Here is a 13,561-nt window from a genome sequence, read left to right as displayed (position 1 = left end):
GTCGCCCCGGCGAGCGCCCGCGGCGGCACGGCGACCCGGCTGGCGACGCGGCTGGCCGCGCCCGCGGCCGGCTGGACGGTCGAGGCGGACGCGGTCGTCGTCGGCTCGGGCATCGCGGGCCTGACGGCGGCGCTCGAGCTGCGCACGCGCGTGCCGCGGGTGCTGCTCGTGACGAAGGACGCGCTCGTGTCGGGCTCGACGGTGTGGGCGCAGGGCGGCATCGCCGCGGCGCTCGACCCGTCGGACTCCCCGGCGGCGCACCTGCAGGACACGCTCGTCGCGGGGGTCGGGCTGTGCGACCCGCGCGCGGTCGAGGTGCTGGTCACCGAGGGTCCGGCGCGCGTGCGCGAGCTCGTCGCCCGGGGCGCGGTGTTCGACACGCAGCCCGACGGCCAGATCTCGCTGACCCGCGAGGGCGGCCACCACGCGGACCGCATCGCGCACGCGGGCGGTGACGCGACGGGCGCGGAGATCTCGCGCGCGCTGGTCGCGCAGATCGAGGCGGTGCGGCACGACCCGGGCATCGAGGTCATCGAGCACGCGCTGGTCCTCGACGTCCTGACGGGTCCGCCCGGACCGGACGGCTCGCCGGGCGCGGCGTGCGGCGTGACGCTGCACGTCATCGGCGAGGGGCAGCGCGACGGCGTCGGCGCGGCGCTCGGGCGGGCCGTGGTGCTCGCGACCGGCGGCATCGGCCAGGTGTTCCGGTCGTCGACCAACCCCGCCCAGGCGACCGGCGACGGGATCGCGGCGGCGCTGCGGGCGGGCGCGGTCCTCGGCGACGTCGAGTTCGTGCAGTTCCACCCGACGGTGCTGTGGCTGGGCGCCGGGGTGAAGGGGCAGCTCACGCTCGTGTCGGAGGCGGTGCGCGGCGAGGGCGCGCTGCTGCTCGACACCGACGGCGTGCGGTTCATGCCCGACGTGCACCCGATGGCCGAGCTCGCGCCGCGGGACGTCGTGGCGCACGCGATCGTCCGGCGCATGGCCGAGACGGGCGCGGACCACGTGTGGCTCGACGCGCGGCACCTCGGCGCGGACTTCCTGCGGCGCCGGTTCCCGACGATCCACGACCGGCTCCAGGAGCACGGCATCGACCTCGCGAACGACCTCGTGCCGGTCGCGCCGGCGCAGCACTACCACTCGGGCGGCGTCGTGACGGATCTCGTCGGGCGGACGTCCGTGCCCGGGCTGTACGCGGCGGGGGAGGTGGCGTGCACGGGCGTGCACGGCGCCAACCGGCTCGCGTCGAACTCGCTGCTCGAGGGCCTGGTCTTCGCGACGCGCGCCGCCCGGCACGTCGCCGAGAAGGTGCAGGCGGGCGCGCTGCCGCGGCGGACCCCGGTGGAGCGTCCCGGTGCGGCGGCGCTCGTCGCGGCCGCGGCGCGGTCCCGGGTGCAGCGGATCGCGACGGACGGTCCCGGCGTGCTGCGGTCGGGCGAGGGCCTGACGCGGGCCGTCGCGGCGCTCGCGGCGGTGCCGACGGACGCGCACGAGCGCCGCGACGACGGGCGTGCGCTCGCGGCACCGCAGGTCGCGGAGTGGGAGACGACGAACGTCCACCAGGTCGCGACGGTCCTGACGGCGGCGGCGCTCGAACGGACCGAGAGCCGCGGCGGCCACGCCCGCACGGACCACCCGGACCGCGACGAGGCGTGGCGCCTGCGCCTGGAGCTCGCGCTGGACGCCGACGGCACCCTGACGACGACCCGCGTCCCCCTGGACTGAGCCTCCACGCGCCCGCGACCTGCGGCGCGATAGTTTCGATACCTGCGCCGCAGGGTTTCTGGACGCCAGCCCTGGTCGGATCGCCGGGTGTGACCGTATCGTCGGATCCCGAACCCCGGAGTACGGGACCCGTCCGCGCAAGGGAGCGTCGATGAGTCGGTCAGGCCTGTTCGAAACTATCGGAGTCGGGGTGCTGGCGTTGGGCCTGGTGGCCGCGCCGGCGCTCGGCTCCGCACCTACCTCCGCGGCCGCCGCGGCGGACACGGAGATCCTCCGCAGCGACTTCGAGGGCGGCACGTACGCCCCGTGGACGCCCAGCGGAAGCCCCACCCTCACTCTCGTGCCCGACCCGGACGGCACGGGCACGAGCCTGGAGATCGCCGGCCGCACGGCGGGCTGGCAGGGCATCGCCCTCGACCTCGTCCCGCTGCTCGAGCCGGGCGAGACGTACACCGTGAGCATGCGCGCGCGTCTCGCCGACGCGGACCAGCCCGCCGCGGGCGTGCACTTCACGGTGGACGCCCCGGCCGCGAGCAACCCGTACACGTGGGTCAGCGGACCGAGCACGCTCGGTGCCGACGCGTGGACCACGATCAGCGGCTCGTACACGTTCGAGGAGGGCGTCGACGCCGCGCGCATGTACCTCGACGGCGGCGACGCGGCACCGTTCCCGGACGTCCTCGTCGACGACGTGGTGATCACCGGCCAGGCGCCGACCGACCCGGGCGGCGTCCACAGCGCCCTGAGCAACGACTTCGAGGAGAGCCTCGGCGTCTGGGGTCCGCGCGGCGACAACACGGTCACGCTGACCGACGACGCGCACGGTGGCGCCCAGGCGGCGCTCGTCGCGGACCGCACGCAGGCGTGGAACGGCATCGGCGCCACGGTCACGGACCTCTTCCAGACGGGCCGGACCTACTCGATCGACCTGTGGCTCAAGCTCGCCGCGGGTGCGACCGAACCGGCCGACCTGCGGGTCAGCGTCCAGCGCGACAACGCGGGCGAGTCGACGTACGACACCGTCACCACCGCGAGCGGCGTCACCGCCGACGCGTGGACCCACGTGCAGGCGTCGTACACGATGGCCGCCGCGGACTCGGCGCTGCTCTACGTCGAGTCGGCGTCGTCGCTCGCGTCCTTCGTGGTCGACGACGTCGTGGTGACCGGCTCGACCGCCCCGCCCGTCCAGCAGGACATCCCGTCGCTCCAGGACGTGCTGCCCTGGCCGGTGGGCGTCGCGATCGACGAGCGCGAGACGGTCGGCACGGGCGAGGAGCTCGTGGTCAAGCACTACGACCAGATCACCGCCGAGAACGCGATGAAGCCCGAGAGCATCCAGCCGACGGAGGGCACGTTCACGTTCGAGGCCGCGGACGCGCTCGTCGACAGCGCGATCGAGCACGGTCAGCGGGTCTACGGGCACACGCTCGTGTGGCACTCCCAGACGCCCGACTGGTTCTTCAACCACACGGACGGCACGCCGCTCACGAACAGTGCGGCCGACCAGACGATCCTGCGCGACCGCATGCGCACGCACATCGAGACCGTGGCCGACCACTACCGCGACAAGTACGGCGAGTACGGCACCGACGGCAACCCGATCGTCGCGTTCGACGTCGTCAACGAGGCGATCGCGGAGAGCGAGAGCGACGGCCTGCGCAAGAGCCGCTGGTTCGAGGTGCTCGGCGAGCAGTACCTCGACCTCGCGTTCGCGTACGCGAGCGACGCGTTCAACGGTGGCGACACCGACGGCCCGGTGCAGCTGTTCCTCAACGACTACAACACCGAGCTGCCCGCCAAGCGGCAGGCGATGCTCGACGTCGTGAACCGGCTGCTCGACCGGGACGCCCCGCTCGACGGGCTCGGCCACCAGTTCCACGTCAACCTGCTCCAGCCCGTCTCGCAGATGAAGGCGAGCATCGACGCCTTCGCGACGACCGGCCTGCTGCAGGCCGTCACGGAGCTCGACGCGCCGCTCGACGGGGCCGTCACGCAGGAGAAGCTCGTCGCGCAGGGCTACTACTACGCCGACGTGTTCGACATGCTCCGCGAGTACCCGGACCTGTTCTCGGTGACGCTGTGGGGCCCGTACGACAGCCGGTCGTGGCGCGAGGGTGCGCCGCTGCCGTTCGACGACGACCTGCAGGCGAAGCCGGCCTACTGGGGCATCGTCGACCGGTCGGAGCTGCCGACGCTCACGCGTCAGGTCGACGCGCACCAGGGCACCCCCACGGGCGTCGACGACCCCACGTGGGCGCTCCTGCCCGAGACGTCGCTCGGTGAGGGCACGGGCTTCCAGCTGCGCTGGTCGGCCGACGGCCTCACCGCGTACGTCGAGGTCGCGGACGCGAGCGACGACGGCACCGAGGACGTCGTCGACGTCTTCGCCGCCGAGTCGCACGTGACCGTGAACCGCACGCAGGCGCAGGCCACGGCCATGGGCTACCGGTTCGCGGTCGCCGTCCCGGTCGCCGGCCTGACGGAGGGCGGCACGGTGCCGTTCGACGTGCGCGTGACCGACGGCGTCACGGGCGAGCAGCGGTCGTGGAACGACCTGTCGCACGGCCAGGAGGACGGCGAGCGCCTCGGCGTCGTCACCCTCATCGAGCCGATCGGGTTCGTCTCCGCGCCGCAGGCGGCCACGGCCCCGACCATCGACGGCACGGTCGACGACGTCTGGGCGACCGCGCCGGTCGTCACGACGGACACCCAGGTCGAGGGCACCCCGGGCGCCACGGCTGAGGTGCGGGTCCTGTGGCACGACGACGCCGTCGACGTGCTGGTGAAGGTCGCCGACCCGGTGATCGACGAGTCCGCCACGAACGCGTGGGAGCAGGACTCGGTCGAGATCTTCGTCGACCCGGTCAACGCCAAGAACGGCGCCTACACGCCGCAGGACGGGCAGTACCGGATCAGCGCGAGCAACGCGCAGTCGATCAGCGGTGACCTCTCGGTCATCGGCGAGCGGCTGACCAGCGCCACGGCGCTGATCGACGGCGGCTACGTCGTCGAGGCGTCGATCGCGCTGGGTCGTGACGCGGTCGCCGGTGACCTCGTCGGCCTGGACTTCCAGGTCAACGACGCCACCGACGGCGTGCGCGGCTCGGTCCGCACGTGGACCGACCCGACGGGCCGCTCGTACCAGAGCACCGCGCGCTGGGGCGTCCTCGAGCTCGCGGCTCCGGTCGTCGAGCCGGGGCAGGTCCTCACGCTCGGGTCGGACACGGTCGCGCCGGGCAAGAAGCTCGCCGTCACGCTCGCCGAGTTCCCGGCGAAGACGAAGGTGAGGCTCGTGCTCGACCGCGTGGGCGACCGCCCGGCGACGCCGTCCTACGGCGGGCTGTTCGGCAAGCTCGTCGAGGGCGCGCACGACTGGTACTGGAAGGACGTCGACCTCGGCACGGTGAAGACGGACGCCTCGGGCGCCGCGAGCACCAAGGTCAAGGTGCCGGTCTGGGTGCTGCCCGGGCAGTTCGAGGTCAAGGCCTACGTCGGCAAGGAGGCCGTGGCGAGCGCCCCGGTGCGCGTGACCTACTCCTGACCGACGCCGCCCCGCCGCCCTGCCCGGCGGGGCGGTGCCCCCCACGACGGCCCCGGACCCCTCCGTCCGGGGCCGTCGTCGCGCACGTAGGGTGGCGGCGTGCAGCAGCAGCTCGACCCCGCGTGGGTCGCCCGGGTGGTCCAGGTCGCGCTCGACGAGGACCTCGGTCCGGCGCCGGGCCGGGACGTGACGTCGCAGGCGACGATCCCGCCGGAGACCGTCGGCACCGCGCACCTCGTCGCGCGCGCCGAGGGCGTCGTCGCCGGGCTGGTCGTCGTGCAGGAGGTCGTCGACCAGGTCGCCCGACGGCTCGGGACGGACGGCGTGACCGTCACCCTCACGGTCGAGGACGGCGCACGCGTGTGGCGCGACGAGGTGCTCGCGGTGCTCGTCGGGCCGGTGCAGACGCTGCTCGTCGCCGAGCGGACGATGCTCAACCTCGCGTCGCGCGCGTCGGGCGTCGCGACGCACACCCGCCGCTGGGCGGACGTGCTCGACGGCACGGGCGCGCAGGTGCTCGACACGCGCAAGACCACGCCGGGCCTGCGGGCGCTCGAGAAGTACGCGGTCCGCTGCGGTGGCGGCACGAACAAGCGCATGGGGCTCTACGACGTCGCGATGGTCAAGGACAACCACGTCGTCGCCGCCGGGTCCGTCGCCGCCGCCGTGCGCGCGGTGCAGGAGCGGTTCCCCGACGTCGACATCCAGGTCGAGGCCGACACGCTCGACCAGGCGCTGGAGGCGGTGGCCGCGGGCGCCCGCTTCCTGCTGCTCGACAACATGCCGACGCCGCTGCTGACCGAGGTCGTCTCGGCCGTCCGCGCGGGCGAGCCGGAGACCGGCCGCGTCGAGCTCGAGGCCACCGGCAACCTCACGCTCGACCGCGCGGCCGAGGTCGCCGGCACGGGCGTCGACTACCTGTCCGTGGGCGGCCTCACGCACTCGTCGCCGATCCTCGACCTCGCGCTGGACCTCCAGGCGTCCTGAGCGTCGCGCACGTCACCGTCGGGGCGACGGGTGCCGCGGGTCGCGCCGGTAGAATCGCCCGGTGACCGCTGCGCCCGAGAACCCGGCCGAGAACGCCGCCGTCGACGCCCCCGTCGACGACACCCCCGAGCAGATCCAGGTCCGCCGCGCGAAGCGTGAGCGCCTGCTCGCCGAGGGGACCGAGGCCTACCCCGTCGTGGTGCCGCGCACGCACACGATCGCCGAGGTCCGCGCCGCCTACCCGTCGCTCGAGCCGGGCACGGAGACGCAGGACGAGGTCGGGATCGCCGGCCGCGTCGTGTTCCTGCGGAACACCGGCAAGCTCTGCTTCGCGACGCTGCAGGACGGCGCCGGCAACCGGCTCCAGGCGATGCTGTCGCTCGCCGAGGTGGGCGAGGAGCGGCTCGCGGCGTTCAAGTCCGACGTCGACCTGGGCGACCACGTGTTCGTGCACGGCCGCGTCATCTCGTCCCGCCGCGGCGAGCTGTCGGTGTTCGCCGACGCGTGGTCGATCGCCGCGAAGGCGCTGCGCCCGCTGCCCAACCTGTACGAGGGGACGGAGCTGTCGGAGGAGGCGCGCGTCCGGCAGCGGTACGTCGACCTCATCGTCAACCAGCGCTCGCGCGACATGGTCCGCACGCGCGCGGCGGTGCTGCGCTCGGTCCGCGACAACCTGCACCAGCGCGGGTTCATCGAGGTCGAGACGCCGATGCTCCAGGTCCGTCCGGAGGGTGCGGCGGCGCGCCAGTTCGAGACGCACATGAACGCGTTCGACATCCCGCTGTTCCTGCGCATCGCGCCCGAGCTGTTCCTCAAGCGCGCGGCGGTCGGCGGTGTGGAGCGCGTCTTCGAGATCAACCGGAACTTCCGCAACGAGGGTGTCGACGCCACGCACTCGCCGGAGTTCGCGATGCTCGAGGCGTACGAGGCCTACGGCACGTACGACACGATCGCGGACCTCACGCAGGACCTCGTGCAGACCGCGGCGCGCGACGCGTTCGGGTCGACGACGGTGACGCTCGCCGACGGCACCCAGTACGACGTGGGCGGTGAGTGGGCGCGGTTGCCGATGTACGACTCGCTGTCCGAGGCGCTGGGCGTCGAGATCACGCACGACACGACGGACGAGGTCCTCCTCGCGCTGCTGGAGAAGGCGGAGATCGAGCTCGCTCCCGGGCAGCGGAACCACGGGAAGATGGTCGAGGAGCTCTGGGAGCACCACGTCGGTCACGCATTGACGGCGCCGACGTTCGTGCGTGATTTCCCGGTCGAGACGTCGCCCTTGGTGCGCGACCACCGGACCAAGCGCGGGCTCGTCGAGAAGTGGGACCTGTACGTGCGCGGGATGGAGCTCGCGACCGGTTACTCGGAGCTCGTCGACCCGGTCATCCAGCGTCAGCGGTTCGAGGCCCAGGCCGCGCTCGCGGCGCGCGGGGACGACGAGGCGATGCGAATCGATGAGGACTTTCTCACCGCGATGGAGTTCGCGATGCCCCCGTCGGGTGGTATGGGCATGGGAATCGACCGCCTGCTCATCGCGCTCACGGGCCTCGGGATCCGCGAGACCATCCTGTTCCCGCTCGTGAAGCCGCAGGGCTGACGCGTGGACGGGCTCACCGCGGCGCTGGCCGCCATCCTCCCGTCGATCGGCGTCGGGCTGATCTTCTGGTTCGCGATCCGCGCGCTCGTGAATGCGGACCGCACCGAACGCCAGGCATTGGCGAGAATGGACGCCGCGGAACGCCTCGCCGCGCAGCAGGAAGCCGGCGGCGCAAATGAGGAATCGAAGCGCGATCGTTTGACGTCCGAATAGTACGGGTGTCATGCTTCGGCGGTAAGCGAGAAAATCCCCTCCACGCACTTACCCCGGAGCGAACAATGGCTCAGAAGGTCCAGGTCCTGCTCGTCGACGACATCGACGGCGGAACGGCGGACGAGACGGTGACGTTCGCGCTCGACGGCGTCACCTACGAGATCGACCTCACCTCGGCGCACGCGTCCGAGCTGCGTGACGCGTTCGCGCAGTGGGTCGGCCACGCGCGCAAGGTCGGCGGCCGTTCGTCGTCGGCGCGCCCCGCCGGCCGCGGCGGCAGCACCGCGCGTCGCTCGTCGGGCGACGCGCAGGCGATCCGCGAGTGGGCGAAGGCCAACGGCCACCACGTCTCGGAGCGCGGCCGCATCTCGGCCGAGGTGAAGTCCGCGTACGACGCCGCGCACTGACGCGACTCCCGAAGCCCCCGGTGCCCCCCGTGCGCCGGGGGCTTCGTCGTGCCCGGGGCCGGTCGCGCGCGTACGCGCTGTCGGGTCACGGATCCGTCACAGTTTCGATAGTTGCGACGAGGAGCCCGAAAATTCGCTCCTCCGGCTGATACCGACGGCGCAGGCCGATGCGTAGGTTGGCGCGGTCATCTGTCAGCATTGCGCAAAGGAGCGTCGATGAGACGGCCGAGAGGCATCGAAACTATCGGGATCGCCGTGGTGGCGCTCGGCGTCATCGCCGCCCCGATCGCGGGCATCCTGCCCACCGCGACCACCGCCGCCGCAGCGGCGTCCACCGTCGTCTCGTCGACCACGTTCGAGGACGGCACCACCGGCATCTGGCAGCAGAGCGGCAACCCCACGCTCACCGTCGTCGACCGTGACGGCGGCAAGGTCCTCCAGGTCGCGAACCGCGCCGCCGACTACGAGGGCGTCCAGACCGCGCCCGGCGCGCTCGCCGACCTCGTGCCGGGGACCGAGTACACGTTCTCGATGCGTGCGCGCCTCGCCGACGGCACCGCGGGCCCCGCCGGCGTGCGGTTCGTCATGAAGCCCGCGTACACGTGGGTCGGCAACACGACGATGACCGCGGACGCGTGGACCACCGTGAGCGGCACGTACACCGTCCCCGCCACTGGGACCGACCCGTCGACGCTCCAGCTCTACCTCGGCACCGGCGACCTCACGGGCGCGTACACCTACCTCGTCGACGACCTCGTCATCACCGGACCGGCAGCCGCCGCCCCGGGCGCGGTGCTGACCAGCACGTTCGAGTCCGCCGGGCACGGCTGGACCGCGCGCGGCAGCGGCAGCACCACCGTCGCGACCACGACGACGCAGGCGCACGGCGGCACGTCGAGCCTGCTCGTCGCCGGCCGCACGGCGGGGTGGAACGGCGCGCAGCACGACGTGTCCTCGCTCGTCACCACCGGCACCTACGACATCGAGGCGTGGGTGCGGCTCGCCGACGGGGAGGCGGGCCCGGCCCAGCTGAACCTCGGCATGCAGACGCCCGGCGCGTCGAACGAGTACCCGTGGGTCGGCGGCCGCGTCGCCGTCACCGCGGGGGAGTGGACCAGGCTGTCCGGCACGTACACGGTCGACCCGGCGACGCCGCCGACCAACCTCTACGTCGAGTCCGACAGCGCGACCGCCTCGTTCCTCGTCGACGACGTCGTCATCACCGGCCAGGCGCCCACCGGCCCCGGTGAGGTGCCGGACGTCCCCCCGGGCGGCGCGCTCAACCCGACGACGACGCCCGTCGCGACCGCCGCGGCCGGGTCCGCTCCCGGCGTGAAGCGGGCCGCGCTCACCTTCGACGACGGCCCGAACGGCGCCGCGACGACCGAGCTGCTCGACTTCCTCGCGGCGAAGGACATCCCCGCGACGTTCTGCGTCATCGGCCAGAACGTCACGACCGGCGACGGTGCGACCGTCCTGCGCCGGATCGTGTCCGACGGGCACACCCTGTGCAACCACTCCACCGACTACAGCGCGATGGACGGGCTGACCCAGGCGCAGGCCGCGCAGAAGATGGCGCAGAACCTCACGACCCTCCGCACCGCGCTCGGTGACGCCAACGCCCAGGTGCCGTTCTTCCGCGCGCCCAACGGCGCGTGGGGCCAGACGCCGGCCGCGGCGGTGTCGCTCGGCATGCAGCCGCTCGCCGTCACGAACCTCATCAACGACTGGGACGCGACCACGCAGTCCGACGTCGAGGCGCTCAAGGCCAACCTGCGCGCCGCGATGAAGGACGGCGAGATCGTGCTGGTGCACGACGGCGGCGGCAACCGCGCCAACTCGGTCGCGGCCCTCAAGGCGGTCGTGCAGGAGCGGCTCGACGCCGGCTGGGAGTTCACGCTCCCGTCCGTCACGCTCGCGCCGTCGCAGCCCGTCGGGTCCACGGTGATCGACGCCGACTTCGAGGACGGCATGGACGGCTGGTTCGTCCGCGAGACGGGCAGCGGCACGCCGACGGCGACCGTCACGACGACCGCGGCCCACGGCGGTGCGCAGTCCGCGCTCGTCGCGAACCGCTCGTCGCAGGGTCACGGCCTCGCGTTCGACGTCGACGGCGTCCTCGTGCCCGGCACGCTCTACGAGCTGTCCGCGTGGGTGCGCTTCGCCGCCGGCCAGCCGGCCGACGACGTGTGGCTCACGGTCCGGCACGACGACGGCGGCACGCAGAAGTTCACGACGCTCGCGCAGGTGTCCGGCCAGTCGAACAGCCAGTGGGTCGAGGTGACGGCGTCGGTCCGGCTGCCCGAGGGCTCCGACCTGCTGTACCTGGAGACCGACTACAACGGCGGCAACACGTCCGACTTCCTGGTCGACGACGTCGTCGTCACGGTCGCGTCGCCGCTCTCGATCGAGGAGGGCCTGACGCCGATCAAGGACACGCTGGACTTCCCGTTCGGCGCCGCGATCCAGGCCCGTGACACCGTCGACCCCTATGGTCGCCTGCTCACCAAGCACTTCGACCAGATCACGCCCGAGAACTTCATGAAGCCCGAGGCGTGGTACGACGCGAACGACCCGACGCACACGTTCGTCACGACGAACTCCGAGGCGGACGCGCTCATGACGTACGCGGCGGAGCACGACCTCAAGGTCTACGGGCACGTCCTCGTGTGGCACAGCCAGACGCCCGACTGGTTCTTCCAGGACGGCGCCGGCCGCTGGCTCACGAACAGCCCGGCCGACCAGGCGGTGCTGAAGGCCCGGCTGCGCACGCACATCGAGAACGTCGCGAAGTACCTGAGCGACAAGTACGGGAAGTTCGGCAGCACGACCAATCCGCTCACCGCGTTCGACGTGGTCAACGAGGTCGTCTCCGACGGCGGCGGCACCCCCGGCGGCATGCGCACGAGCCGGTGGTTCCAGGTGCTCGGCGAGGAGTTCGTCGACCTGTCCTTCGAGTACGCGAACGACGCGTTCAACGGCACGTACGCGGCTCCCGGGCAGTCGCACCCGGTCACGCTGTTCATCAACGACTACAACACCGAGCAGGCCGGCAAGCAGCAGCGCTACCACGACCTGATCGCGCGCATGGTGGACCGTGGCGTCGAGTTCGACGGCATCGGCCACCAGTTCCACGTGAGCCTCGCGACCCCCGTGAGCACGCTCGCGGGTGCGCTGGACCGCATGGCCGACCTGGGCAAGGTCCAGGCGATCACGGAGTTCGACGTCACGACGGGCACGCCCGTGACCGAGGCGAAGCTGGTCGACCAGGGCTACTACTACAAGGACGCCTTCGACGCGTTCCGCGCGTTCCACGCGGAGACCGACCAGGTCTTCTCGGCGACCGTGTGGGGTCTCGTCGACGGCCGGTCGTGGCGCAACGACTCCGGCGCGCCGCTCGTGTTCGACGACCAGGTCAAGGCCAAGCCGGCGTACCACGGCATCGTCGACGCGTCGACGCTGCCCGCCCCGATGCGGGCCGCGAACGTCTTCCAGGGCACGGTGCCGCTGGACGACGACGCGACCTCGGCACCCGACTGGGACCGGCTCCCGCTGCTCCCGATGGGCGACTCCGCCGCGTTCCAGCTCCGCTGGGAGGCCGACCACCTGACCGCGTTCGTCGTCGTGTCGGACGGCACCCCGGCGGCGTCGGACGGCCTCACGCTCACGCTCGACGGGTCGACGTACGCGTTCGGTCGCGACGGCGAGGGTGACGTCGACGGGGTCGCGACCGAGCTCGGTGACGGGTGGGCCGCGGTGGTCCACCTGCCGCTCGACGCGGCCGCGGCCGGCGACCAGCTCGCGTTCGACGTGACCGCGACCGACGGCAGCACGACGGTCGGCTGGAACAAGCTCGGCGCGACCGGCACGCTCACGCTCGTCGAGCCGCTGTCCTACCTCGAGGTCGCGCCGGCGTCGTCGGCGCCGACGATCGACGGCGAGGAGGACGCGGTCTGGGCGGACGCGGGCTCGGTCACGACGACCAAGGTCGTCGGCGCCGGTTCCGACCCGGCGGGTGCCGTCGCGGACGTCAAGACGCTGTGGAAGGACGACACGCTCTACGTCCTCGCCACCGTCACGGACGCGGTCGTCAACACGGCCGGCTCGGACCCGTGGACGCAGGACTCGGTCGAGATCTTCGTCGACCCGGGCAACGCGAAGAACGGCTCCTACCGGTACGACGACACGCAGCTGCGCATCAGCGCCGACAACGTCGTGTCCGTCGGCACGGGTGACGAGGCCTACCAGAAGGCGAACCTCACGAGCGCGACGCGTCGCACGGCGTCCGGCTACGTCGTGGAGGCCGCGATCGGCCTGCACGACCAGGGCGGCGCCGGCACATTCCACGGGCTCGACGTCCAGGTCAACGACGCGACGGGCGACGGTGCGCGCACGTCGGTCCGCACCTGGGCCGAGCCCACCGGCACCGGCTACCAGACGACCGAGCGCTGGGGCGTCGGGCGGCTGGTCGAGGGTGCGGGCGAGGAGCCGGAGCCGCAGACTCCGACCCTCGTCCTGGGCGCCGGGAAGGTGACCCGCGGGGGCACGGTGCCAGTGGCCCTGTCCGGGTTCGCGCCCGGCACGGTCGTCGACGTCGTGCTCGGCGCCGAGTCGCTGGTCGGCCAGGTGCAGGGCGTGAACCTCATGGCGGCGCGTGCGGTCGGGTCGACCGGTCCGCTCGGGCTCGTCGTCGGGTCGTTCACCGTCGACGCGTCGGGCGGGGCGTCCGGGTCGGTGACGATCCCGGCCACCACCGCGGTCGGCCGCCACGGCATCGCCGCCGCGGTCGACGACCAGGTCCTCGCGGCCACGGTCGTCGAGGTCGTCGCCGCAGCCGGCGGCACGGGCGCGTCCGGCCCGGGTGCGTCCGGTGGCGGGAGCCTCGCCACCACGGGCGCGCAGGTCGCCGGCCTGGTGCTCGTGGCCCTCGCGCTGCTGGGCGCGGGGACGGCGATGGTGCGCTCGCGCCGCCGCGGGTCGCACGTGGCCTGACCGCGACGCAGGACGACGAGGGCCCGACCGCCGCAGAGGTCGGGCCCTCGTCGTGCCCGGTCCCGCCGCCGCGCGTCGTGCCTGGTCCCGTCACGG

At 72.9% G+C, this 13,561-nt stretch carries 7 protein-coding genes; all 7 read left to right on the top strand.

The annotated features are described in order from the left end of the window. The first annotated feature begins 39 nt into the window (after window positions 1–39). The 7 genes from OOT42_RS17355 (at window position 40) to OOT42_RS17325 (ending at window position 13,465) form a co-directional block, all read left to right on the top strand. Complete coding sequence (locus OOT42_RS17355) at window positions 40–1,725, top strand: L-aspartate oxidase (protein ID WP_273654876.1); 1,686 nt, start codon at window positions 40–42, stop codon at window positions 1,723–1,725. Window positions 1,726–1,876: 151 nt separating this feature from the next. Then, the gene (locus OOT42_RS17350) at window positions 1,877–5,266 is read left to right on the top strand and encodes an endo-1,4-beta-xylanase (RefSeq protein ID WP_273652399.1); all 3,390 of its coding nucleotides are present in this window, start codon (window positions 1,877–1,879) and stop codon (window positions 5,264–5,266) included. A 99-nt stretch (window positions 5,267–5,365) separates the two neighbouring features. Further along, window positions 5,366–6,253, top strand: a complete 888-nt coding sequence (gene nadC, locus OOT42_RS17345) for a carboxylating nicotinate-nucleotide diphosphorylase (protein WP_273652398.1) — start codon at window positions 5,366–5,368, stop codon at window positions 6,251–6,253. A 61-nt stretch (window positions 6,254–6,314) separates the two neighbouring features. Next, window positions 6,315–7,853, top strand: coding sequence for a lysine--tRNA ligase (lysS, locus tag OOT42_RS17340; RefSeq protein WP_273652397.1), 1,539 nt, complete (start codon window positions 6,315–6,317; stop codon window positions 7,851–7,853). A gap of 3 nt (window positions 7,854–7,856) precedes the next feature. Continuing rightward, window positions 7,857–8,066 carry a hypothetical protein gene (locus OOT42_RS17335; RefSeq protein ID WP_273652396.1) on the top strand — a complete coding sequence of 70 codons (210 nt, stop codon included), beginning with the start codon at window positions 7,857–7,859 and terminating at the stop codon, window positions 8,064–8,066. 65 nt (window positions 8,067–8,131) lie between these two features. Continuing rightward, window positions 8,132–8,473, top strand: a complete 342-nt coding sequence (locus OOT42_RS17330; RefSeq protein WP_273652395.1) for a histone-like nucleoid-structuring protein Lsr2 — start codon at window positions 8,132–8,134, stop codon at window positions 8,471–8,473. Between the two features lie 216 nt (window positions 8,474–8,689). Continuing rightward, window positions 8,690–13,465 (top strand): endo-1,4-beta-xylanase, encoded by a 4,776-nt coding sequence (locus OOT42_RS17325; protein WP_273652394.1) that lies wholly within the window; start codon window positions 8,690–8,692, stop codon window positions 13,463–13,465. The last annotated feature ends 96 nt before the right edge of the window (window positions 13,466–13,561 follow it).

This window comes from Cellulomonas fimi, from assembly GCF_028583725.1.
GTDB lineage: Bacteria > Actinomycetota > Actinomycetes > Actinomycetales > Cellulomonadaceae > Cellulomonas > Cellulomonas fimi_B.
Note: the sequence above shows the minus strand (reverse complement) of the source record. Positions and strands in the feature narration are given on the sequence as shown.